Source organism: Moraxella sp. FZLJ2109 (assembly GCF_024296965.1).
Taxonomy (GTDB): domain Bacteria; phylum Pseudomonadota; class Gammaproteobacteria; order Pseudomonadales; family Moraxellaceae; genus Moraxella.
On the sequence record NZ_CP101112.1, the window covers coordinates 2,134,025 to 2,157,099 of the forward strand.

The 23,075-nt window shown below is 39.8% G+C and carries 25 protein-coding genes; 11 read left to right on the plus strand and 14 right to left on the minus strand.

Annotation, left to right across the window (positions count from 1 at the left end):
* Positions 1-121: 121 nt before the first annotated feature.
* The 5 genes from NKU06_RS10155 to NKU06_RS10175 all read right to left on the minus strand — a co-directional run bounded on the left by NKU06_RS10155 (position 122) and on the right by NKU06_RS10175 (position 4,827).
* Positions 122-1,639, minus strand: coding sequence for a radical SAM protein (locus NKU06_RS10155; protein WP_254730707.1), 1,518 nt, complete (start codon positions 1,637-1,639; stop codon positions 122-124).
* A gap of 9 nt (positions 1,640-1,648) precedes the next feature.
* The gene (locus NKU06_RS10160; protein ID WP_254730710.1) at positions 1,649-2,695 is read right to left on the minus strand and encodes a hypothetical protein; all 1,047 of its coding nucleotides are present in this window, start codon (positions 2,693-2,695) and stop codon (positions 1,649-1,651) included.
* A gap of 4 nt (positions 2,696-2,699) precedes the next feature.
* Positions 2,700-3,464: a prolipoprotein diacylglyceryl transferase gene (locus NKU06_RS10165; RefSeq protein WP_254732057.1), complete on the minus strand. Its 765-nt coding sequence runs from the start codon at positions 3,462-3,464 to the stop codon at positions 2,700-2,702.
* Between the two features lie 116 nt (positions 3,465-3,580).
* Entirely contained in the window at positions 3,581-4,654 is a 1,074-nt protein-coding gene (locus NKU06_RS10170; protein WP_254769555.1) for a hypothetical protein, read from the minus strand.
* A gap of 29 nt (positions 4,655-4,683) precedes the next feature.
* Positions 4,684-4,827 (minus strand): hypothetical protein, encoded by a 144-nt coding sequence (locus NKU06_RS10175; protein ID WP_254769556.1) that lies wholly within the window; start codon positions 4,825-4,827, stop codon positions 4,684-4,686.
* 574 nt (positions 4,828-5,401) lie between these two features.
* Here NKU06_RS10175 and NKU06_RS10180 point away from each other — a divergent pair.
* The 3 genes from NKU06_RS10180 to NKU06_RS10190 all read left to right on the plus strand — a co-directional run bounded on the left by NKU06_RS10180 (position 5,402) and on the right by NKU06_RS10190 (position 7,683).
* Positions 5,402-5,809, plus strand: a complete 408-nt coding sequence (locus NKU06_RS10180) for a hypothetical protein (protein ID WP_254730717.1) — start codon at positions 5,402-5,404, stop codon at positions 5,807-5,809.
* A gap of 23 nt (positions 5,810-5,832) precedes the next feature.
* Positions 5,833-7,125 carry a type VI immunity family protein gene (locus NKU06_RS10185; protein WP_254730720.1) on the plus strand — a complete coding sequence of 431 codons (1,293 nt, stop codon included), beginning with the start codon at positions 5,833-5,835 and terminating at the stop codon, positions 7,123-7,125.
* Between the two features lie 276 nt (positions 7,126-7,401).
* Positions 7,402-7,683: a hypothetical protein gene (locus NKU06_RS10190; protein ID WP_254730723.1), complete on the plus strand. Its 282-nt coding sequence runs from the start codon at positions 7,402-7,404 to the stop codon at positions 7,681-7,683.
* Here NKU06_RS10190 and NKU06_RS10195 read toward each other — a convergent pair.
* Together NKU06_RS10195 and NKU06_RS10200 are read right to left on the minus strand one after the other, a co-directional pair.
* Entirely contained in the window at positions 7,620-8,525 is a 906-nt protein-coding gene (locus tag NKU06_RS10195; RefSeq protein ID WP_371928051.1) for an IS3 family transposase, read from the minus strand. The genes NKU06_RS10190 and NKU06_RS10195 overlap by 64 nt on opposite strands.
* The gene (locus NKU06_RS10200) at positions 8,486-8,794 is read right to left on the minus strand and encodes a transposase (protein ID WP_254729037.1); all 309 of its coding nucleotides are present in this window, start codon (positions 8,792-8,794) and stop codon (positions 8,486-8,488) included. The genes NKU06_RS10195 and NKU06_RS10200 overlap by 40 nt, the downstream gene beginning before the upstream one ends.
* Before the next feature lie 102 nt (positions 8,795-8,896).
* On the opposite strand from NKU06_RS10200, the gene NKU06_RS10205 reads away from it, so the two are divergent.
* From NKU06_RS10205 to NKU06_RS10235, 8 genes are all read left to right on the plus strand, one after another.
* The gene (locus tag NKU06_RS10205) at positions 8,897-9,661 is read left to right on the plus strand and encodes a T6SS immunity protein Tdi1 domain-containing protein (RefSeq protein WP_254730725.1); all 765 of its coding nucleotides are present in this window, start codon (positions 8,897-8,899) and stop codon (positions 9,659-9,661) included.
* Between the two features lie 250 nt (positions 9,662-9,911).
* Positions 9,912-10,070, plus strand: coding sequence for a hypothetical protein (locus NKU06_RS10210; RefSeq protein ID WP_254730728.1), 159 nt, complete (start codon positions 9,912-9,914; stop codon positions 10,068-10,070).
* Between the two features lie 28 nt (positions 10,071-10,098).
* Positions 10,099-11,055: a PoNe immunity protein domain-containing protein gene (locus tag NKU06_RS10215; RefSeq protein WP_254730731.1), complete on the plus strand. Its 957-nt coding sequence runs from the start codon at positions 10,099-10,101 to the stop codon at positions 11,053-11,055.
* 104 nt (positions 11,056-11,159) lie between these two features.
* On the plus strand, positions 11,160-11,549 hold the full coding sequence (locus NKU06_RS10220; protein WP_254730734.1) for a hypothetical protein: 390 nt from the start codon (positions 11,160-11,162) through the stop codon (positions 11,547-11,549).
* 67 nt (positions 11,550-11,616) lie between these two features.
* Positions 11,617-11,769: a LysM peptidoglycan-binding domain-containing protein gene (locus tag NKU06_RS11730; protein ID WP_371928009.1), complete on the plus strand. Its 153-nt coding sequence runs from the start codon at positions 11,617-11,619 to the stop codon at positions 11,767-11,769.
* A gap of 1 nt (position 11,770) precedes the next feature.
* Positions 11,771-12,781, plus strand: coding sequence for a hypothetical protein (locus tag NKU06_RS10225; protein ID WP_371928010.1), 1,011 nt, complete (start codon positions 11,771-11,773; stop codon positions 12,779-12,781).
* A 205-nt stretch (positions 12,782-12,986) separates the two neighbouring features.
* Complete coding sequence (locus NKU06_RS10230) at positions 12,987-13,124, plus strand: hypothetical protein (RefSeq protein WP_254730740.1); 138 nt, start codon at positions 12,987-12,989, stop codon at positions 13,122-13,124.
* A 115-nt stretch (positions 13,125-13,239) separates the two neighbouring features.
* Positions 13,240-13,668, plus strand: coding sequence for a hypothetical protein (locus NKU06_RS10235; protein WP_254730743.1), 429 nt, complete (start codon positions 13,240-13,242; stop codon positions 13,666-13,668).
* Positions 13,669-14,194: 526 nt separating this feature from the next.
* Here NKU06_RS10235 and NKU06_RS10240 read toward each other — a convergent pair.
* The 7 genes from NKU06_RS10240 to NKU06_RS10270 form a co-directional block, all read right to left on the minus strand.
* Positions 14,195-14,500, minus strand: coding sequence for an integrase core domain-containing protein (locus NKU06_RS10240; protein WP_254730746.1), 306 nt, complete (start codon positions 14,498-14,500; stop codon positions 14,195-14,197).
* A complete protein-coding gene (locus NKU06_RS10245; RefSeq protein WP_254730749.1) occupies positions 14,497-15,777 on the minus strand; it encodes a Y-family DNA polymerase in 1,281 nt (426 codons plus the stop codon). The genes NKU06_RS10240 and NKU06_RS10245 overlap by 4 nt, the downstream gene beginning before the upstream one ends.
* Before the next feature lie 111 nt (positions 15,778-15,888).
* On the minus strand, positions 15,889-16,539 hold the full coding sequence (locus tag NKU06_RS10250; RefSeq protein ID WP_254730752.1) for a LexA family transcriptional regulator: 651 nt from the start codon (positions 16,537-16,539) through the stop codon (positions 15,889-15,891).
* A gap of 155 nt (positions 16,540-16,694) precedes the next feature.
* Complete coding sequence (locus NKU06_RS10255; RefSeq protein ID WP_254730755.1) at positions 16,695-19,715, minus strand: site-specific integrase; 3,021 nt, start codon at positions 19,713-19,715, stop codon at positions 16,695-16,697.
* Complete coding sequence (locus NKU06_RS10260; protein WP_254730758.1) at positions 19,705-21,792, minus strand: hypothetical protein; 2,088 nt, start codon at positions 21,790-21,792, stop codon at positions 19,705-19,707. The genes NKU06_RS10255 and NKU06_RS10260 overlap by 11 nt, the downstream gene beginning before the upstream one ends.
* A 206-nt stretch (positions 21,793-21,998) precedes the next feature.
* Positions 21,999-22,547 (minus strand): hypothetical protein, encoded by a 549-nt coding sequence (locus tag NKU06_RS10265; RefSeq protein ID WP_254730761.1) that lies wholly within the window; start codon positions 22,545-22,547, stop codon positions 21,999-22,001.
* A 218-nt stretch (positions 22,548-22,765) separates the two neighbouring features.
* On the minus strand, positions 22,766-23,065 hold the full coding sequence (locus tag NKU06_RS10270) for a hypothetical protein (protein WP_254730764.1): 300 nt from the start codon (positions 23,063-23,065) through the stop codon (positions 22,766-22,768).
* Positions 23,066-23,075 lie beyond the last annotated feature (10 nt).

The following is a 23,075-nucleotide window of genomic DNA, read 5'->3' on the forward strand; positions in this document are numbered from 1 at the left end:
CGGTTCGGTAGAATTGATTGGTTTGTGGGTTGATTTGTGGCACGCTGACATAAGTTACCAATAGTGTACCGGTACATTGTGAATAAAAGGGTTTTAAGGGTAATCCATGACATTAACATAACTAAATAATCCGCCCTTTTCTCACCCTAAAGCTCTGCTCCAAATGAGTTCGTATTTCTGCCAGTTTTTTTGCTTTATCATCACGATAAAATAAATTATAACTTTCAAATGGAATCATTTGTCCATTTTCTTGGGCAAAATGGATACATGATTTTTTTAGCGAGCGAATATCTAAATTATCAATATCCATAAACTGCACCACTAAAATACGAAATACATTTTCATAGCTTAAATGTGGTGCTTGAATTTTGGGTAAACAGCACAGCAATTCACTTAAACAATTTGCTTGTGATTCTGGAGAATGGTTGGTACTTAGCACCTTAATCAGCTGCCCCTTAGCGTTGGCGTGCATTTCGGGCTGTTGTTCAAATAAAATGGTATTTGCTCCACCTTGCATAATCACATCAGGGGTGATGTAGCGTGTTAATGGGGTGATGTCATAGCCTGTACCATCATCTTTTGGCGTTTTAAAGCCATAGCCCATTGCCAAAGTATCAGGATTACAAGGAACTGGTACAATATCATCCAAACTAAAAATATCAGATTGCTGTGCAATTTTTCGGCGGATTTCTGAAATGGTTAAACGTTGTTTTTTATCGTCCAATAATTGTTCATCTAAGCCAACTCGTCCCGCTTCTGATAGTGGTTGAATGCTGACACCACGCACACAACGGTATTGGCTAGCATGACGGATAATATTGCCTAATTCACCATCATTCACGCCTTTTTTAATGGTTGCCACTAATGTTGTAGATAGATTGTATTTTTCTAATTCGGCTAAGGCTTGCTCATGAATTTTAGCCAAATTTGCTCCACGCAAAATGTGGATATGTTCATCATGTAAAGAATCAAATTGTAAATAAATTTCTAAGCCTTGTCCTTTGGTGCTGTGGGCATATTCTGCTAATTTTGCAACAAATTCAGGCTCTTTGGCGAGACGAATGCCATTGGTATTAATCATTAAATGGCGAATTGGTAAGGTTTTGGCGTAATCTAAAATCTCAAAAAGTTGTGGGTGTAAGGTTGGTTCTCCGCCTGAAAATTGCACAACATCTGGCTCGCCTTCTGATTTGACCACAGTATCTAACATTCGTTTGACAGTCTCTAAATCTTTATGGCGGTAGGCAAGGTGCGGAAATTTTTGTTCTCGGCTTAATCCACTATCCGCAAAACACACAGGACAATCTAAGTTACAGACATCGGTAATTTCCACAATCGACAAGCAAGAGTGTTGCATATGGTCAGGGCAAAGTCCGCAATCATAAGGGCAACCATAGTGCATGGTTGTTGCAAATCGCTCTGGCATCTCAGGCGGCTTGACGTACACTTCTCGGCAGTTGCGATAATAGTCTGCATCGTCCATGATTAAGACACGTTCATTACCATGTACTGGACACCATTTATCCATATAAACTTGATTGTTTTTAAAGATAATTTTGGCTTCAACGGGATATAAACACTGGCTACACACCGAAGTCGTGGTATCATAAAAATGATATGGTCGGTTTTTGCGGGACATGGCACTTCCTTATTTAAATAATAAGAGATAGGATGGGTCTGGACCAGCAGCTGCGGCCTCATCATGCACCACACTCTTTTGACTGGCGTTGGCAAAATAGTGCTGATACTGCTCTTCTAGGAGCTTTACATCCTGCTCAAATTGCTGTTGTTGATTTTCTGGGATTTTGCGCTCTAGCAAATATTGCAAATCCTGTAGTTCTAGCTGTTTGGCGACGACATAATCATACACCAAATGCAAATAAGGATAGTTCTCGACATGAATGATGCGCTCCAAGATGGCTTTTTTTGTATCACCTTCTGAAGAACAATGCGCCGTCTCATAAGCATGAATTGCCAATAATTTAAAAAATGCAGCTTGATTGCTTTGTAGATTTGGATTGGATAGCATTTCTTGATACCCAGTATCCAAATCCGAATACCCCACCGATGGATCATTTTGAATAAATGCTAACCAAGTATCCCATCCAGCATTTTCAGTATTGATAAAATTACACTGCTGATTATAGGATTGTGCCAATAGATCAAATCCCTGTTCTGTTTGTGCCGAAAGGCGAATTTTGGACTCTTGAAATGAAACAAAATTTTGGTCGATTGGCTCTAGGGAATTAAGAACTAACACCTTGGCCTGTTCATGCAAGGCATTGGGCTGTTTTAATGCCACTGCTTGCTCAAAATACTCAGTGGACTGCTGTTCGATTTCGTGAGCGGTTAATTTGAGTGCCAATTTATTTCTCATCCACGCAGTTTGTAGCACATGGGAATACATCCATTTTTCTTTGCCTGCGGTGGCATCATTTTTGGCTTTGTCTTGAATTTGTTTTAATAAATCAAGACTTTGACCATCATCATTGGGCATCTCTTCGATATCGACAGCATTACCCTGTGAGCCGCCAATATTGCTCAATATTCCCCAACATATCCCACCGCCGACCATCAGTGTCAGTAATATACCCAAAAATATCCCCGACCACAGCCCTTCGGATTTTGCCAATTTGGCCTCATTACTTTGAGTATCCTCATCAGGCTCTTGTTGTGGTGTCTTTACATCAGTCATAATTTTATCCTCGGTGATGCACCATTAGGCATTTTAAATCTCGCAAAACAATAGGCAGATATAGCATTAATGCAATCAAGCACACCCATTGAATCCCTGACCAACCATATGCATAAGCATACGGTACAGGCTTTAATCCGTCAATATAAAATCGCCACGCCAAATAACTGGCTAGAAATAATTTAAAACTCAAACCAGCAACGACCATCAAACGCTGTCTATAACGCTGCAATATGATAACAAAAACCAATACTGCTACAATGTCATATAATTGCGTTGGATGTCGAATCACCCCATCACCAAAATCAACGCCCCACGGCAAAGTTGTCGCTACGCCAAATGTCCCATCATGTAGTCCTGCCAAATAACACCCTACTCGCCCAACGCACAACCCAACTGCCAATGGCAAAACAAATAAATCCCCTGTAGATTCTCGCACACCGACGATTTTTTTGGCGATTTCAACACCAATCAAACCGCCTAACATACCACCGACAATGGTCTGCCCAAAAATCAAAGACACCCAACCGAACTGTTGCCATACCAAGGGATTCTCCACCACAAACAATAGCTTGTTGCCAATGCCTGCCCCTAAAATACAACCAATTAACACCGCAAAGGTTTTGCGTTCAAACATTCCTTGTTGATGGGGAACATGGCGTTTTTTTAACATTCGATAATATTGCACCCCAATCATCACTCCTGCCCATTCAAAGATAAAATGAACAATATGAGCCATTTCTGGTGATAATGGATAATAAGGTATCATCACAAACATCCTAATTCTATCTTAATTATATCAGTCATAACACATCCTATAGCACGCAATAAGTAACAAGCCATTCGATATGGTGATGATGGCAATGCACACCATCCATCTCAACACTATTTTGAATTTGATTGCTTGGCTTGTTGCCACTCCAAAAACTCTTTGGGTAAAGGCGCATCCACATAGCTTTCATCAATGGTATAGCCTTTGGCTCGTAGGATATCTTCAGCTTCTTTGCGCTTAGCTTGCCATTTGGGGATGTCGGCGGCTAGGTATTCTTTCCATTTTTCGGTGCGGGTAAATTCATCATAACGATAAAAAAAGCTGTCGGTATTGGTTACAATATCAATGGTTGTAGTTGCGTTACCAATACTCAATTGTAGCAATAGGTTGTTTTTATAAAAAAATATCAGCAAATCTCTATCAAAGGCATATTTTTGCCATTTATCATATGTATCCACATAATAGCCGTCTGGATAAACAATATAAGGTGGAAGTATATATTCAAAGTCGCTCTCATTAATGGCTCGCCCCCTATCAAGATGAGCTTGCAGATCCACTGTCCACGACTCTTCACCAAATACCCTTGCATAACCATATGGTTCATCTTTATATCCCACCATTGGTACATAAGGCTTCCAACCATATTTTTTGAGCATGCCCACGATTTGCCAATACTGTTCATAGCGCATTTTTGAGACCATCTCAGGCGTACAAGGCTTCTCCCAAAACTCGCAAGTTTGTATTCTAAATAAGTGAATGCGCATATCACTCACACCTATCCACTCAGCACCTCCATAAATGACAATATCTTTAAATCCTACCAAGTCAAATACGCGTTCGTAGTTCTCATCCAACATCTCAAGATGAATCTTGGGAATTTCGGCAAAGGGCAATACAGGGCGATTAGAACCCAAATCCGCAACAACACCTTCACTTGCAAATAGATTGGGATTTCTTTGGTCTAATAACTCTGGTGACTCGCCAAGTCTCACCACCATGCGATACTCGCCTTTTTCGTTTTTGTTATATACAGGGGGATTTTTAAGCATGTATTCTCTCCTTTCTTCATACGCCTTGGCTGCCTCATTCACATCTTGCAACCACATCCATAAATAACCAATAAAGATAATCACTGCCAAGATGATGACACCTAGGCTTATTAAAGAATACTTAACCCATTTTTTCATACGCCACGCACAATATTTTCTTTAGCCAATTACTCTAAGTACGCCTCAACCGCAAAAGAGTATTTATCCATAGCTTTATGGTAATCTTTAGCAATCCTACCAATAAATGCCATACGACCACTGATATAGTTGCCTTGAGCATCTTTTTTGACCAACATCATACAGATTTTCATCTTTTTTCATATCTTCATAAAACCTATTATAAATCTTCTTTTTTGACACCGTGCATATAATTTATTGTAGGCACCCAACATTGATTGGTCAGCACCGCTTGGCGACCTTGTACATCGCCCAAAAAGTCTGCCAAGAAGAGTTTGGCTCTTTTCCAAATCACTATACCTGACAAACCTTCAGATAAGTTGTATCACCACAAAGCACCGTTATATGAGGCTTGGGACTAAACTGTCATGCCAGAATATTATCAAATATTTGGCGGTCTTTGTCTTGATAACGCCATTTTTGCGGTTGTTTGCTAAATTAAGCCTTGCTGCTTCATGAGCTTACGCACTAAATACAAGCCAACCGTGATACCTTTTGCTTGCAGTCATGCTTTGATGCCATGCGATTTTAATGTCTTGATTGCTTGGTATTTTTGCTCTTAAGAGATATTAAAATCGCTGTAGCCTTTGTCTGTGGCTAATTTTACTGCTTCTAATTTAAACTCTGCACCAAAGCTTCGTCTTGGTGGTCTCATGGTTTATCCTCATTTTGATGGTATTGTACCACTTATTGAGGGCTGCGGGATTGGTGTACTGCTACAAATTAGTTGACCGTTACAATAGGCTGACTAAAGAACAGAAAGAAGCCTATGAAAGAATTGCGGGCCCAAATCAATTCAGAGAGCTGAAAGAAAGAGACTGTCATTGCAATGTGTACAGAAAAGATCCTAGGACTCAGCCATATGAAACATATATTACAGCCATTAAATCACGGGCGGACTTTAATTCATTGTTTTTAACCCCTAACTATGTTAATGTAAAGAATCCTTATAATCAAAATATGCCATTGGCACAATTTATAAATAAACCCACAATTGCCACAATTGCTTTTGGTGCTACCGTTGTGACGGTAGCTATTATTGCATCCATTGTAGGTACGCCTGCAACAGGTCTTGCGGTGTTGGGGGTTGGTCTTGGCTATGCAAGTTCGCACTAATAACAAGCCAAACAGGAGACTCCATGAAAACACTCGAAGAGATGAATGAGTACAAAGAGGACTTTCATTATTATGATGTTATCAATGATAAGGAAGTCACCGTTAATGATGTACATCTAACCGCCTGTCTATTTTTTCGAGATGGGCACTTGCCCGAAGTGCGTGAGCAGTTACGAGACTGCATTGACCAATATATGGCACTATTTGGAGAGCACATTACTTGGGGATTTAACCCCAAAAATCGCAGGTGGAAAGAAAAGCCGTTTGACAAGCTACCTAGTTTCAATGAAATCCTGCAAGAGCGTAAAGACCCTGATGATATCATTGAGTGGTTTGTGTCGGCAGGCAGTCATCAGCTCATGGAGGAGGCGGTACCTTATGAATTGTTTTGTATGACCGAGAGAGATTGGAAATTGGAGGATATTAGTCAGCTTAGATTTCGGGTGGATAGGGCAGATTTCTTCAATCCTGATAAACAGGTGATGATTGTTAATCTATTTAATTATTGTATTCATAAGCTAAACCCGTACTTTGCTTATATGGGTTTGGGTTCGGCGATAGGCTATGAAGAGCAGTATAGTATAGATTTATTAAATCAAGCCAAACAGTTTTTTGGCATTAATATTATTGATACATGGGATGCGGTTGTCATGCACCATGGTATCCGCAGCATTGATTGGTGGACTTATATTAGCGATGATTTGGCACAGCGTATCGGAGGTAGGGATAAGTTATTGGAACAGATAACTGCCAAATCTGTGGCGCATAAGATTTATGATAATGGTGTGCTGTTGATTGCTGATGAAGTGCCACAGTTACTACCTATTGACAAGCCCATTCCCCAAAGCTATCTTGACATCAATGATATCTGCCGCCCGATGCGAAACGGGCGATATGGTTCTTTGACAAGAATGAATCAGTATGATGGCGGTGTTGGTCGCCAAACCTTTAACGCCTACTTTACCGACCTATGGCTAAGACGCTTTGATAATCCTGAGCTATGGCGCACATTCCCGCAGCAGACAACCTCTGATATCACGGCTGAGCCCATTAAGACGGCTACGGGTGAAATCACCACCTTGAACACTGGGGAGGTATGCCAACAAGATGGGCGTTATATTTATTTGGATGAATATGACTACAATCGTAAGCAATTTAGACACCACAATATCGCTTCTGATGGCAGACTGACAGACTATCGCCAATATGTCGTACTCAAAAAAGGTGACATCGCTCCTTATTTCATCCACATGGATGCCAATTGGCGTACTGTAGAAGCCATGAAGATTGCTTGGACATTGGTGGAAGTTTTGTAAATCTAGCATACAGCAAGGATGCTTTATACCACCATGCTTGCTATATGCTAGATTGAATCAGTCTTATTTCTCAAGTTATCCATACAGCCTTTACAAACCCACTTGACTGCTAATTAGGACTCCCTGTACCACTACAATATTCCCAGACACCCCATAATACGATAGACCTACTTGACCAAAAACTTACTCGAGTAGATGCCATTGACAAAGCAGTTGAAAACCTACCTGACAAATCGACTACTCGCATGAATGTACAACTAGAAAGGTGTAAATAACATGATAAACTTAGATGCTGATGCTAAACAGATTACCGATGAATATATAGAATATTTGATGACCGAAGAAGGGAATGTCAAAATAGAACAAGGCCCCAAACCAACCGAAGCTTTTATCAAAACCTATGCTAATTTTTTTCCAAGACCGCTTTGGTATATTTGGGAAAAGATAGGCTTTGCTTGTTTGGATAATGGGGGGTTTGTACCGGTCAACTATTTTCAAACAACCCCTAAGAGGGTTTTGTTAAAAAACTGTCGTTCTTTTTCAACAGGGCTTAGGTAGTTATTAAAGCTGTGGGGTCTGAGTTGACTGTAATAGCCAAGGATATAATTTGCCACGTCTACTTTTGCTTCTTGGATATTCTCATAGCCATGTTTTGGCATCCACTCATATTTAAAACTTCGAAAGAAACGCTCTGTTGGTGCATTATCCCAGCAGTTGCCTTTTCTACTCATACTGTGTGTCATCTTACATCTAGCAACGGCATCAGCAAAGGCGCGACTGGTGTAATGAGATCCTTGATCTGAATGAAATAACACACCGGTTGGCTTAAAGCGTATGGTATAAGCCATGGCTAAAGCTTTGGTGGTCAGCTCACTGTTTGGATGATCACTCATGGCAAAGCCAATGATGTGTCTGGCATATAAATCCATCACCACAGCCAAATAACAAAATCCTGCTTTGGTGTGAATATACGTCACATCCGATACCCATACTTGATTGGGTGCAGCTGGTGCAAACTGCCGTTTTAGCAAGTTGTCATGCGCTGTATGTGCTTGATCAGCTAAGCGATAGCGATGCTTGATGCTTTGGCGACTGATGAGTCCTTGTGCTCTCATTAATTGACGCGCTTTATAGCGTGTTAGTTTAATCTGATGAGCACGACTAACCATAGCAGCAATACTTCTAGAGCCTGCCGATCCTTTAGAGCAATCAAACGCTTGTTTTACCCATAGGCGCAGATTAATCTCTTTACGTGTTGGCAGTTTTGGTTTTTGCTTGACATAATAAGTACTTCGGCAAATACCAAATAGCTGACACAGCTTTGCTTTACTGATGCTGTATTGCCCCATCAATTGCTCTATTAGCGGGATAGTAAGCTGTCTTGTGCTAATAGAGCGGATGCCTTTTTTAAAATATCTCGCTCAAGTCTTAGCTGGGCATTTTCTTTACGAAGTCGTTCAAGCTCTCGTTGTTCTGGTGTTAGAGCATGACCTGTGGCTAATGGCTTGCCTTGAAGTTCAAGACGATAACGTTTAAGCCAGTTTTCTAAAGTAGATTTACCGATATCATATTGCCTAGCAACATCAACAACACGCTGATTTTGCTCTTCAATGAGTTTGACCATTTCTAGTTTAAACTCAGTGCTGTACTGCTTACGCTGTTTTGTCATGAGAGATTACTCCTAGTTTGGGGTAGTATAACCTCTTATGGGGTGTCTGGGAATATTGTACCGGTACAGTTTTGGCTAGTGAACCCCGATGATTATGCCGACTTGCTTGATGAAATCTTAAAGCCCACCCCATTTTATGCTCACGATGATTGGTATGTGTTTGGACGCACCGCATTTGGCAACTTAAAAGTAAGTGGCAGACACACCAACTCTAGCTTAAAGATTGACATAGACTATATTCGTATCTTTCCATGGGTAAAAGATGATTATCAGCTTAGCCAAAAAGACTATGCCATTAGTTTGACAACGTTTTTAGATACCAATGGTATGCGTGATAAAAAAACATTTGACATTCCTGATAGAAAGAACAACTATCTATTTGACCGCTGTCTTGCCAGTTATGGTAAACTCAAAGAAGATGAAATTTATACCTTTGTGCCAGCCATTGCCTTGGGCGGTAAGCAACTTCTGCAAAATGTCCAAAAGGTTAATATCTTTGAACACATTAACTTTATCACCCAATTACAGCCCTTTGAAATTATGATGGATATTAACAAAGTAGTGGATAATTTAGGCATCACCCCAGAAAGTGCTGCGGCTTTTGTCGCCTCTCAAAACAACTCAACAACACGTCCTGCTAAATATGACACAAATAACACCTTACAAGAGGGTCAACCTGCCACTGTCTCAGGCTATTACCAAGATATTATCACTAAAAAACTCATTCATCTTAATGTTGGTGATATCGCCCCAAGCTACCCAACGCCAACACACTTATCCAAGTCAAAAAGCTATGTATGGTATAAACTCACCGACTATGGCCTAAGCCTCATCCCACAAGAAACCCTCAATCAAGTCAAAAAATAGACATATCCTTACATCAAAGTCAACCAAAACTCTCACACTCGGGCATTGGATTATTCTTATGCCCTATTTTTATCCCATCATTGACCAACCCCCTATATTTATGATAATTTAATTCATTAGTGCAATTTGTCAACATACGCTTGCATCTTTGTTTATTGTTGTCTGTTTGTCTGTCTGTCTGATCCAGTTTGGCTTTTCCCTTAAGACACCTGCCACCGAAAACCACATGGAACTATTGGCAAAAAGTCCTATGGGTCAATCCATCAACGATGAAGAACATGAATCAGACCACACCCCCACCTTTCATTGGACGGACGCAGAAATTGATAAATCCATCAACGGTCGTGTTGCCAATGCCAACAAACCAAAAGCTCAAGCCAAGCCCAAACAGACTAAAAAAGCAAAATAATCCATTAACACCAACCTAGGAGCATCTTATGCCAAACACCTTTATCCAAAAACGCCGTCAGAAGTTTATGACCAAAGATTATTATGAGAAAATTAAGCCTTATTGGGATAATTTGATAGAAGAACACATTCATGATGAAGGTTATTATACCAAAGAATTTAACTTTCTAGAGGTGGATTTACAGCCAAACTGGTTGTATCTATTTGATGTATATTACGGACAACTCCTACTTGCCTATACCGCAGGTGATGACATCAACACCCTTACCCCTTATCTATACAAATGTATCGAATGCAAAGAGCATGAAGCGGCTGCCATTGCTAAACATCATTATGATGAAGGCAGTCTACCAAGTGTTTTAGGTTCTAATTCTGACAAAGTCCTACAGTTTATCAGTCTTGCCTATCTCTTGGATTGCCGTGAGTTATTACCCAAAATCAAACTGTTGGCAGAAGGTCAAAACCAAGATGTCTTTGATGCCACCGATGCAATGACTGACCGTTTATTTAGACTTAGTGGTCTTGTGCAAGAAGTGCGAGCTGGCAATGTGGACGGCGGTTTATACAACAACCCTTGGTATACAATTATTTGCGACTGCCTAGATGATTTGTATCATCACACAGGCAATACCCAAAAAATCAAAGACACCATCATTGATGAACTCAGACAAAATCTAGAAGAATGGTACGAATACCATAATGATAAGCTGTGGCATAACAGTCATCTTAGAGAAGAGAGTGTTGGCTATTTTGGCTATTGGGACTTTATCCCAGCTTGCCTTGTTTATCTATTTGATCTAGACGACACGCCTTTGCAAAAATTCATTCATTATCCCAAAGATCTGGTTGCATGGGCAAGACAACACCATCCCAAGCCTATTATATCATCGCCTCATCTTAAATATGACACCGCAAATATTCTACAAGAAAACCAGTCTGCCACCGTCTCAGACTGTACCACTACAATATTCCCAGACACCCCATAGGAGGTTTACTACCCCAAACTAGGCGTAATCTCTCATGACAAAACAGCGTAAGCAGTACAGCGCTGAGTTTAAACTAGAAATGGTAAAACTTATAGAAGAACAAAATGCACAAATCAATCTTTAAATTTTTTATGATTTTACTCATCATTTTTCTTGGAGGCTTATATGTTTGGTATAGTCACAATCAAGAAGTTGAGATTTATAGAGCTCAATACCTTGAAGAGATATTCCCTGGCTCAAAATCTCACAAAACCTTTATTATAAAGTCCAATTACTTTAACAAACCAAGTTGTTCATATCTAGAAAACTGGGCAAAAACTCATATCAAAATAGATTCGGGTAATGATGATGAAAATTATACCTTTTTAAAATATTCTGAAAATATCACCACCAAAAATAAATACCTAAACAAAGAATATGATGCCATTATTGGTGATTATTGGGTGTGTGAAATGTCTACCAGGGAATATTCTTGTTTTATATGTTATGATTGAAGTTACGCTGATACAGGAAAAAATTACTTAACCCGTACAATGCAATCCACAAAGTAACTCTAGTAAGATGAAAATCCACACCGTACATAAAGGCGAAAGTCTGGCAACCATTGCCAAACAACATGGTACAACAATTAATGCCATTGCCAAGGGAAATAACCTATCCAACATTAACAATCTTAAAATCGGACAAAAACTTCTTATTCCATGTGGACAGTAACATGATGTTAAAGTATGCTATTTTATTATCATGCACAGCATTGATAATGGCTTGTCAGCCAACTGATACCAATAATTCAAATCAATCCAATCATATCGGAGAAACCACCGTGAGTAGCAAACACCCTTGGCTTGCCCATCCAAGATGGACGCCAAGACAAACATCTAAAGCGGTGGAATTTTTTCGTGATAGCTACTATCATGAACCAGAGATCGTAGAGATGATGATTGTCAAAAAACTGGCCAGCGAAGGTCATCTGGATGCGATATACGCATTGCAAGCTTCAAAACTGACTGCCGACCTTAACGACCCTGACTTTTCCTATACAGATGAGGATAAATATCAAGATGGCAAAGTCTATTATGAATTGGCGAGAAAAGGACAGATGAATGCCAAATGGCATATTATTGACTGGTATGCCGACCATGCTTATGATGAGTTAGAAACCAAAACATATTATGAAGCCTTAAAGGAGTTTAGTAATTACCAAAGCGACGAGTTCTTAAAAGAAATGATTAACGATTATTACTACGAGCTTGTCATGGCAAAAGCACAAGATAAAGGTTTACTAAGGGGTTATATCTCTTTTATTGCCAGCAATCAAAGTTATAAAGCAGAAGATGATTATTTTAACTGGGGAGAGAGTTATTTTTACGCTGATTTGCGTGATTTTAAAGCTTTGACCAACCCCAAGACCGCCAATGAATTCTTTACTGTCATCAGTCATTATTTTGAACGCTCACATGACCCTGAGTTGCTACCCTATCTGACCCAACTTTATGCTTTTGGTTTTGGTACTACCAAGAATTTAGATAAAGCCTGCCAATACTTCGCTTATGCTCAAGATGATCATGAATTTGCACAAACATCGTTGGCTTTTGATGCTTTAACCGCTTTATTTCATCAGCATGGCATGAAATGTACCAAAGATCCAAATATTAAAATCGCCACCCCAGAAGAAGCGAATGAATGGTACAAATCTTTATACTGGGGAGAGAATGAGAACAAATAGTGATTTTTGGCATTGCTCACCAACTATACATAACTCAACCTACCATCCCACTTAGCAAACTGTACCGGTCAACTATTTTCAAACATCCCCTAAGAGGGTTTTGTTAAAAAACTGTCGTTCTTTTTCGACAGGGCTTAGGTTGTACTGGTACAACATTCCTAGACACCCCATAAAAGCTTATACCCCAAGCTAGGAGCATTCTCTCATGACAAAACAGCGTAAGCAGTACAGCACTGAGTTTAAACTAGAAATGGAACTCATAGAAGAACAAAATCAGCGTGTTGTTGATGTTACTAAGCAAATCTGTTTCAATGGTGCGTTGTACGCACCCTGCGCACTGTAGCAGTATGATCATGGCGGGCATGGCTTTTCTGGATTTGACTTTTGTGTCAATCAGGGTCGGGTGTTATATGGCAAGCAGTTGAGGCAATGTTCTGACTATCAATAGGTGATTGTAGATGATGAATATTAAGATTTTATTGCACGCTATCGTGTTTTCTACTTGGATTATCACCAACTTTTATAAGGTCTCTGTGCTTAGCGGTATGTCTATATATACCTTTATTTGGAGTTGGTGCTTTAAATCTATTGCGAATGTTTTTGGATTTTTTTATCTTGGATTTCTATTAAATCTTATGGTTGTAGTTCCTATTGTTTATTTTTTATTAATGATTAATAAAAGATTAAAAGAAGTACTACTAAAGAAATTTAAACTGATATTCTTTGTTTCTTTATTTTTTGTAATTTTATCTAATATAGATTTCATTGTTTTTGATGTTAGATTTTATCCATTTAATCCAAGTGTTAATGAAATTACTTATTGTGAATACCATACTTATTTTTTTGACGATTATCTAAAATCAGGTGGCTGTATTGTACCTGATTGATATTTTACAGGTATTTGCTACTATTATTAAACCCTGTATTTTTATTTCTTATAAGCGGTGGAAAGTAACTGCTGCTTTTCATAAAGACAATATACTCAAACCTCAGGTATAGGATTTAGAATAGATGATTAATATTAAGATTTTATTACACGCTATCGTGTTTTCTACTTGGATTATCACTAGTTTTTATTGGGTTAGCGTACTTTATACTCGCTCTGTATATACCTTTATTTGGAGCTGGTGTTCTAAATCAATATCTAATTTTTTTGATTTTTATTATCTTGGATTTCTATTAAATCTTATGGTTGTAGTTCCTATCGTTTATTTTTTATTAATGATTAACAAAAAATTAAAAGGAGTGCTACTAAAGAAATTTAAACTGATATTCTTTGTTTCTTTATTTTTAGTGTTTTTAAATATTTTTGATTTTTTTATGTTTGATGTTAAATTTTATCCATTTAATCCAAATATTAATAAGATGGTCTATTGTGAATATTTTACATTTTATTCTGACGATTATCTAAAATCAGGTGGTTGTATTGTACCTGATTGATATTTTACAGGTATTTGCTACTATATTAAACCCTGTATTTTTATTTCTGGTTTTGTTAAAAAACCGTCGTTCTTTTTCGACAGGACTTAGGTAGTTATTAAAGCTATGGGGTCTGAGTTGACTGTCATAGCCAAGGATATAATTTACCACATCTAGTTTTGCTTCTTGGATATTTTCATAGCCATGTTTTGGCATCCATTCGGTTTTAAAACTTCGAAAGAAACGCTGTGTTGGTGCATTATCCCAGCAGTTGCCTTTTCTACTCATACTGTGTGTCATCTTACATCTGGCAACAGCAACAACTCATCCCAACGCGTGGTAAACCTTTGACTCATAAAGCCCCGATTCATCTGCCAGTCATCAGACAGCTTTTGCGAGCCTAAAATCAGCTTGCCTTTGCCAAATTGCTTGTTAATGGCATCAAGTGTTTGCATCAGATGTTGATTTTCTAAATGCTCAAATTCATCTTGTTTTGCAAATAAATCATACTGCACACGATGGATGGGTTCAATCCCACCCAATTCAATACCGCACTTTTTGTAGTGATAGCCTTGTTTGTATAGGATTTTAAGCAGTTTTTGGGCGTGTTGGTTTAACACTCGAGTATCGTTACTGCCTTTGGTAAGGACAATGGTCTTTTTGCCATAATACTGCTGATGATTGCCAAATGGATTGGTTCGAATAATAACGGTTAGCGTATGAGCTAGAGTGTTTTGTTCTCTGAGCTTTTGGGCACCACTAGCGATATGATAAGCGATGGCTGATTGCAATGGCTCAATCTCAGTGATTGCCTTAGCAAAGCTTCTGCTTCTAATGATGTGTTTCTTTGGCTCTTCAATTTCAAGTCCTGCACAGGATTTGCCATTCATCTCTTGCCATGTTCTTTGGGTGACGACATTAAAATGATGGGCGATTAAGTGGCGATCAGCATCGACAAAGTCTTTGGCAGTATTGATGCCTAATTGCTTAAGCTGTAGTGCTGTTTGGCTACCAATGCCCCATATTTCATCAACGCTTTGACTTGCTAAGGCTCTGTCTTGAATATCTTTTGACCAATCATTCCAAACTACCACACCGCCAAAGTGCTGTGGATAGCTTTTGGCAAGGTGATTGCAGAATTTAGCCAGTGTTTTAGTTGGTGCAATACCGACACACGTAGGGATACCTACCCATTGCCAGACTCTGTTTTTAATCTCTTTGCCAAGCTTTAGTAAATCCGCTTGATTAATCCCTGTCAAATCCGCAAAGCATTCATCAATCGAATAAATCTCAACGGCTGGCACAAGGCTTGCAATGGTGTTCATCATCCGAGCAGAGATATCACCATAGAGCTCATAGTTACTTGAAAAGGCGATGACCGCTCCACGATTAACCAAGTCTTTGATCTGAAAATACGGCACACCCATTTTAATGCCAAGCACTTTGGCTTCAGCCGTGCGAGCCACTACGCAGCCATCATTGTTTGATAGAACAACCACAGCTTTGTTTTTAAGCTTAGGGTTAAAAATCCGCTCACAAGAGCAATAAAAGCTATTGCCATCAATCAGTGCGTACATCAAATCATCATCTTGAAAAAAGTTACCGATATGATACTGTAAAGTTTATCAGATTGCAATTTGAAATTGGTAACTCTTTTCAATATGAACAAGTTAAGTGATATTGATGGCTTATCGCTTACGCACATCCTTAATCACATGCATCACTACACCGACAATGGCAAGTTCATCGCCATCGCCAAAGGTGTAGTTAGGATAACGCTCATCACCACGACTGTTTTCAGAATGTAGTTCGACACATCCATCATTTAAGATGTGTAATCGCTTGATGGTGTATTGAGAACCCAAATCCGCCATGACAATATCTCGATGGCTTGGGGTGATGGCACGATCAATGACCAATAAATCATCTTTATCAATCCCAGCATCTAACATCGAATAGCCACCACAGCGAGCGATGATGGTCGATGATTGATTGCGTACTAAGTATTCATTAAAATCGAGATAATCTTCGATATAGCCTTCAGCAGGCGATGCAAAGCCTGCAGGGATTTTCTCTGTGGCGATGGGTAAGTCAAGCTTAGTTGGATTAGGATGTACGACAAGCGCATCTAATGGTACAGAGCCTGTAGTCAATACCACACCCAGCTTACCTGCTTTATTCTTTTGAATTAAAGACTCCACCATCGGCAATAAGTTTCTGGGAATCTTCTTTGCCACAGGACTACCAAATGGGGATGGCTTACGACCACTACCTGCACGGCGACCGCCGTGTGTGGATTTGGGACGAGATTCGGGTTTGGTGTCATCTGATTGGGTCATGGTGGTGTCTTGAAAAAGGTTTCGGTTATCATATATGAAAAGGTGGATGGGGTCAAGGTGTGACATTGCGATTAATACCAAAACAAGATCTGATTATTTGATGACAATGATGTATCTACACGCAGACACATCATCGGCTATGCTTGGCTAACAATCTAAACTGTGAAAGCATCAATCCCCACCACCAATAAAAAGCATATATGTTGCAATATGGCAACGCCATTATGCTTCTTCTTATCGATGGTATAGGTATTTGATATCAAAAATCCCGTATAAGAGCTATTTGCACGAGTTGATTTTTTGGCAGTGATGGCGGTTTCTTGCTTTAATTGAGCCAATTCTTGGTTTAGATTGATAGACTTTTTAACATCAGACCTTGCAGCAACTTCTATCCGCCAATACTTTTTGTCAAGTAGCTTGACGGCGATTTGTGCAAATCGATAAACTTGCGCCCGATCCTTAAAAGGCATTCGCATCTGACCGCTTACAAAGCTTGCACTGCGTAAAATCACCACAAAATCATCAAATGCTTTGCGATCTGTCTGATATAATTCACCCAAATTTTTAAGTAAATTGTGCAGTAAAGTGATTTCCTGTTTGGTTTTGGGTTTGATCGGCAGATATTGATTTGGATTCTTTTTGCCTTTATCCCCAAAATAGGGTGTTAATTGCCCGCGTTGCGTGTCAATATAACCCTTAATCTTCTCTGCTTTGACCGAATCCAAGCCTTCAGATTTGGCGTGCTCAAATGAGTAATTGTCTTGCAGCTTCTTCAAAAACTTCATCACAGCTGTATGTACATCAATTCTTAGGATATCAGGCATCTGATTTTTGCTTGATGCTTTGTGTGACGTGATTTTGATGGCAGGTAGTGTAACACGAGCAGGTCTGCGATAACAATTGGCACCCAATTGCTTGATTATCAGTGTGCGAATATCATTTAGGTTCACCATGCCGCTATCTTTATCATAGGCGCGACGCCCATTGTCGCTAAAACTTTGGCGACGAAGACCTGTCAGCGTCTCCACTAAAGTCACAGGCATTTCAATCGTCGCATGAGCCATTTGACTATACGCAATCAAATCAGCCACATGAATGTAGCTAGAAAATGTCGTTTCAGGCGATGAATGGCCGGCAAATTCTGCCAAGATGCTCCATGCTGTTGTCGATATCTGATGACATTCACCCAAAAACTTGCGCTTAATCGCCAATATCTCATCGCTGCTGTAGTCGCTAAAATATGGCAAGAGCGCATCTGCGCCACCCAAAATCATCGCCATCACACTGATGGCATTATGGCGAAAGCCGTGCGGGGTCACCTTATAAGGCAAAGTATCCAATATCACCGAGATTGGCTTTTGGATTTCATGATATTCAAGTGCACCAGATTTGTGCTCTAGCGTCAAAAAGAAAGTCTCATTTCTTTGTTTGCGTAACAAATACCACTCATGCACCAATTGTAGCTCGGATGGCTTGAGCAATGCTTGCAGGCAAAGCCTACGATGACCATCGTCAGATTTGATACTACGATAACCGTTGGGACGTACCAAAATATTTAGGATGACTGCTTGTTCTTGCTTGTAATCATACTCAAAATCCCTAAGTTTAAGCCCCAAAAGCTCATTGATCCGCATGCCTGTGCGATACAAAAGAATAAAGATGATGTCCAATATTTTTTGATTATGTTCACTTAGTGTCGATGAGTGTATCAGATTTCGGATATGCCGATACATAATAGGTGCGACAAGGACAGGCTCAACCACCATGCCATCACTTTTACTTGCAATTGCAACACCGGGAATGCTCACAAAATGCCTTTGCAAAGATCGGTGTAAGGATCTGAGCACAGTTGCTGTGTAGCCTATCTTCTTCTTATTGGAGTGATAAATAATATTTTCATATAAATTGATAAAATCATCGGCATCCCAAGTAGTTATGTCTTGATCTTGCACAAAATGTAAAAACCAATCGCCAACCTCGCTTAAATAGCGTTGGGCACTTGTAGATTTTACGCCGTTAAGTAGATCGCTTATCCAGTAAATCAGACCCAGCTGGGCACTTATTTGTGTCTGACTGGCAATCCCCTTAAGCGATTTGATGGCTGTGGTGTTGGTTTGATTTAGGATATTTCTTATTTCACGCACTAGATCGGATTTATATACAGCTGGTTTATCGATTGGCTCTGCCTTACCTTTTTTGATGGGCGAAGTCGTGGTAAACAGCTCATCGGATAGCGCTAATGTCAGTGGTTTAAAGCTTGGTGAGTGATATTTGTTCCACTGATCACTGCCGATGCTCGTGTGTTTTTGCTGATCGCTGACAATGGCAGACATTTGCATATCCAGCTGTGAATTTTTAAAGGTTTGTCTGGCAAGATACAAACCCTTTTGTATTGTACTAAAGTGATGGGGCTTTGGCCTGTCGATTTGCAGACAGGTCTGCATCAGTTGATCGAACGCCTTCTGGGTTTGTTCAAATGTCGGCATTTTGCCTTGGAGATGGCGGTTGATATAAGCAATCCACATCAAGCTGACATCATCAATGACGATATGGCGAGTGATAAATAACAAAGCGTCGGCATTTTCTGCCACATCTTCCAGCGTGGACGTGCTGAATCTGGGATGATATCCATAGCTTTTACTAGGGATCTCTACAGTCAGTATTAGCGCATTGCCTAGCCTAAGTAGTGGCTTTTTATCAATGATATGCTGATAGATTTGCCGCCAAAGCTGCTCATCTTGCACACCAGAATATATCCAAAGACTGGCGTGTAATGCAGCAAATGCTTGAGCTGGACTCATCTGATGTAAATTTTCTCGCCAAGCTTGTTGCAACCGCTTTCCCATCAGGCTTGACTCACGGATTTTTGCCATGATGTCTTCTGACTCAATCGAATTTTTCTCTCGTTTGGGCTTGATATATAAATTCGGTAGAGGTATTGGTAAACCAAGCGCCTTTTTAAGCTTGTAAAAATACTGAAAAATATATTGCTGAACCTTAACGCGATCACTATTTTGATGATTTTGTATAATATCATTATAAATCTGCTGATACATTTGATAATATGAATCATCAGTAAGTTCAGCAGAGCGTGCAAGAAGCTTGTCATAATGAATTTGACAGGCTTCTTTTACAAGGAATCGTAATTTCTTGGTGTTGGTTTTATTAGTCGCCATACGCTATCACCCCCTGTAGCTGAAGTTGTTTTGCCATTACCTCAAAAGCATCTGCGACACCTTTTATTGAACCCAATCCCAGTGAGCTTGACGGGCGCAACAGCTCTTGTCCATCAAGTTCATGACCGTAGATGGCAAGCATGAGTGTTTCTGGTACCTGCAGCTCTCTTGATAGATAAGATCGCACAAAGTGCCTTGCCCAGTTATCTGGCATTGACCAATCCTTGATGCCAATATTTTGCATGGCTGACGGTCTGATTTCGCTTAGGTGCAAATGTTCATCGACAGTATTGAGTAATGCTCGATCACCCGACAAAATTTGATCAATGGCGGTAGCAAGCGTCGAAGAGCGAAACCCAATACTTTGTTTGACATGGTGTAAAAACGCAACATATTGCTTGATTTGCGTGATTAAAAATGGACACAGCGGCACTATTCGGGCATTCCCATGGCTGCGCTGTTGTTTGTCACTGACGCGCAATAAGCCCAAATCAAGATCGTATTGAGATAAAGCGCCCGGTGAGCCAATCACAGGGCGCACACTGGTCAATAGCAAGGATAATTGCCACAGCCAAGCTGCATAGGCATTAAAATATGCAATAAAGCTATCATTACTATGATCGTTGTCATAACGTTGTTTGAGCCGTATAGCGTTTTCGCGAAGTGCTTGCATGATCTTGCTTACAGCTTGTGGTGTGATTACATGATAACTGCCGATTGTTTGGCTTTGTTCATCTGCATCAAGCATATCTACGGATAGCAATTGATGCAATGCTGGTGAAATTTGTTTGATGGCACTTAGGTAGTTGCCTAATATCTTCTGTTTCGGCAGGCTACAATAAAAAGAGCTTGCCATCTTTTTGTTATTACGTCCTGTGATGACAGATGCCAGCAGTATATCAGCAGTTTGAGAAATTAAAGTTTTGTAAAGCAGATTTTTTAGCCGATTTTCAGTTAATAAGGGTAAATCGCATTCTATCTTTAGCACATCAATCAACTCAATAATTTGTGCTTGCATTTCATTTTTATTGATGTGTTTGTATTGGCTGATGATATGCTGATGAATAGCATCTGGTAAGGGTAATGAGAGCGTATTGCTACCGTTTTGTAGCATATCGAATTTTTGAGTGAGTGCATTAGATGCTTGTGGGCTGATTGTGACTATGACATCAAACCTTGGTGATTTGCGATCCATGAGTCTATGTGTTTTCTCGCAAGAGGTTAAATCTGCAATCAGTTCTTCAAATAATCGACCCGTACAAATGCCGATCAGCAGCCACGCGGCAGCATCTTGATAGCGTCCACCGGCATTAAAAAACCATAGCAGCTGATTGCACACTTTATAAGCCAGCTCAATCGGCATAGTTCGCAAACTGGTATCGGACATAAACTCATTCAGATTGGCGTGATTATGGGCGGCTTGAGTGCGTTTGATCACCAACCGTATGTCATATTTTTCTGCACTACTAAGCTGTTTATTGTTAATGCCAATGACAGTGCGGGTTTGCCTTTCATCCAGTGGTATTTTCTCAAAGCTTTCTCGACTACTGTCACGCTGCCAGATTAACATCTCAGACAGCTCGATCGCATCAATATCAGCATCGTAGTCGTGGGGAATGACTTCAAACTGGGCGGCTTTACGAGCGTTTTTATCTTTCCCGCGCTCTTTAGCACTCTTGCTGCGCCCTGAGGTAAGTTTTTGTTCGTAGCAAGACTGAAGAATGAGAAGCAAGTCATGGTACATCGCTTGCTCTGATGGGTCATAGCGGTGTGCTTCGTTTTGCTCAAAATCCTGCATACAATCCAGCATAAGCTTTAGCGAATCAGCTTTTAATAGATCAGTACTTGCCGTCCATACGCTATAATGATTTGACCTTGGATTGCTGCGAACCCGCAGAAACTGACTGGTGCTTTTGATGCGAATACGGTCATTTTGAGCGATAAAATAACACAGACATTGACACAGCTTACCAATTAATTGCCACTGCTCATCAGGGTGATTGGCATCAAACTCACTACTGACATGGTATAAACTGGCTAAAGCAGATTGCAGCTCATGATATTCATCCTGAGTCATTCTTCCTTTATATTTGCGAAATATCTGATGAAGCATATCTTTACTAACAATACATGGCTCATGCGCAGGGATGTGAATATGATCTGCGATGCGTGGTACACAAGATGCAAGGGTGCACAGACAATTTCTCAGGTATGTCAGATCATCTTGAGTTGGTGAGTTTAAATCAGTATTTTTATCATTGAGTGTCAGGTAGCGATCAAAGCTCATTGTAAACCCCCCTTAGTAGGCAAGCCACTAACGTATAGATAGTCAATCAAACTAAACGCTGGTAGATCGGATTTTGCTCGTCGCAGCCTTCGAGCATTCTTAAGGTCATCGTAGCTCCACTTACCTAAGGCGCAGATATATTGATGCGTTCTCTTTCCATCAAAAATTACTTCGCTTTGTTCAAAAAGCATTTGCTCAATTTCAGGCTCTATTTTGCACCGCCTAATAAATAAGTCGCATAATTCTAAACCTATGGTGCGCATTAGCATCTTATCTGATACAGCCTTATTGGTTTTATCAATTTGAACATTGATTTCTGGCTGATTTATTTGACGAATAAAAGCCAGATAATTTTGAGTCAATAGATACTCGGTAGCTGAAAGCTTGACAACAACAGGCGGGTATTGGTCTGGGTCGATATCTAGCACAGGCATAGGCATAGTCGCGCCGTACCTACCTATCAGTTCAGCCATAGGGATGCATTTGGGATGAATGCGGATATGATGCCTTTTGATTTCCTCAGATTTTTTATTTTTGGATTTCATAATTACTCCTTTTATTGTATTGATTTTCTTATCAATCAAATCACCTGTATTGTACAATAATATTTATAGAAAATTCAGAATTTTTATTAGTATAATTGCAAAGATAGTTTGCTAAACGTTACTATAAATGACATAAAATAACAATACCGCCTGAATATTTCCAGACGGTATGTTATTTTTCTAAAATATCTCTTAATTCTAACCCATTTGTATATCACTCACCCCGTTGGGAACTGATGCACAAAGTAAGATTCTAGATCATAATACAGCTGATCAAAGGTGTAGTCATCAAGCGTTTGTGTGCTTAATGCTTCTACTTGGCCCATCACCCATCGCCAGATTGCCAAGTAGTTTTGATAGCATGGGCTGACACCAAGAAAATAACACAGTCCATGCCCCTCTTGGATGTTGAGTGAGATAATCAGCTGCTTGGTCAGCTTACTGGTCAATTGCATGGCTGTCATTGAGTTAAGTGATTGATTGTGCATTGGTTGAGTGCTTGCAAATAGATTGTTCATAAATACATTC

Excerpts from the sequence above, each read along its gene's own strand:
- NKU06_RS10245 (WP_254730749.1), bottom strand. The coding sequence starts at position 15,777 with ATGTACGCACTGATTGATGGCAATAGCTTTTATTGCTCTTGTGAGCGG.
- NKU06_RS10190 (WP_254730723.1), top strand. The coding sequence starts at position 7,402 with ATGATAAACTTAGATGCTGATGCTAAACAGATTACCGATGAATATATA.
- NKU06_RS10255 (WP_254730755.1), bottom strand. The coding sequence starts at position 19,715 with ATGGCGACTAATAAAACCAACACCAAGAAATTACGATTCCTTGTAAAA.
- NKU06_RS10175 (WP_254769556.1), bottom strand. The coding sequence starts at position 4,827 with ATGAAAATCTGTATGATGTTGGTCAAAAAAGATGCTCAAGGCAACTAT.
- NKU06_RS10230 (WP_254730740.1), top strand. The coding sequence starts at position 12,987 with ATGACAAAACAGCGTAAGCAGTACAGCACTGAGTTTAAACTAGAAATG.
- NKU06_RS10235 (WP_254730743.1), top strand. The coding sequence starts at position 13,240 with ATGATGAATATTAAGATTTTATTGCACGCTATCGTGTTTTCTACTTGG.
- NKU06_RS10220 (WP_254730734.1), top strand. The coding sequence starts at position 11,160 with ATGCACAAATCAATCTTTAAATTTTTTATGATTTTACTCATCATTTTT.
- NKU06_RS11730 (WP_371928009.1), top strand. The coding sequence starts at position 11,617 with ATGAAAATCCACACCGTACATAAAGGCGAAAGTCTGGCAACCATTGCC.
- NKU06_RS10155 (WP_254730707.1), bottom strand. The coding sequence starts at position 1,639 with ATGTCCCGCAAAAACCGACCATATCATTTTTATGATACCACGACTTCG.
- NKU06_RS10225 (WP_371928010.1), top strand. The coding sequence starts at position 11,771 with ATGATGTTAAAGTATGCTATTTTATTATCATGCACAGCATTGATAATG.
- NKU06_RS10185 (WP_254730720.1), top strand. The coding sequence starts at position 5,833 with ATGAAAACACTCGAAGAGATGAATGAGTACAAAGAGGACTTTCATTAT.
- NKU06_RS10210 (WP_254730728.1), top strand. The coding sequence starts at position 9,912 with ATGGGTCAATCCATCAACGATGAAGAACATGAATCAGACCACACCCCC.
- NKU06_RS10265 (WP_254730761.1), bottom strand. The coding sequence starts at position 22,547 with ATGAAATCCAAAAATAAAAAATCTGAGGAAATCAAAAGGCATCATATC.
- NKU06_RS10250 (WP_254730752.1), bottom strand. The coding sequence starts at position 16,539 with ATGACCCAATCAGATGACACCAAACCCGAATCTCGTCCCAAATCCACA.
- NKU06_RS10240 (WP_254730746.1), bottom strand. The coding sequence starts at position 14,500 with ATGACACACAGTATGAGTAGAAAAGGCAACTGCTGGGATAATGCACCA.
- NKU06_RS10160 (WP_254730710.1), bottom strand. The coding sequence starts at position 2,695 with ATGACTGATGTAAAGACACCACAACAAGAGCCTGATGAGGATACTCAA.
- NKU06_RS10165 (WP_254732057.1), bottom strand. The coding sequence starts at position 3,464 with ATGATACCTTATTATCCATTATCACCAGAAATGGCTCATATTGTTCAT.
- NKU06_RS10270 (WP_254730764.1), bottom strand. The coding sequence starts at position 23,065 with ATGAACAATCTATTTGCAAGCACTCAACCAATGCACAATCAATCACTT.
- NKU06_RS10170 (WP_254769555.1), bottom strand. The coding sequence starts at position 4,654 with ATGAAAAAATGGGTTAAGTATTCTTTAATAAGCCTAGGTGTCATCATC.
- NKU06_RS10260 (WP_254730758.1), bottom strand. The coding sequence starts at position 21,792 with ATGACTCAGGATGAATATCATGAGCTGCAATCTGCTTTAGCCAGTTTA.
- NKU06_RS10215 (WP_254730731.1), top strand. The coding sequence starts at position 10,099 with ATGCCAAACACCTTTATCCAAAAACGCCGTCAGAAGTTTATGACCAAA.
- NKU06_RS10200 (WP_254729037.1), bottom strand. The coding sequence starts at position 8,794 with ATGACAAAACAGCGTAAGCAGTACAGCACTGAGTTTAAACTAGAAATG.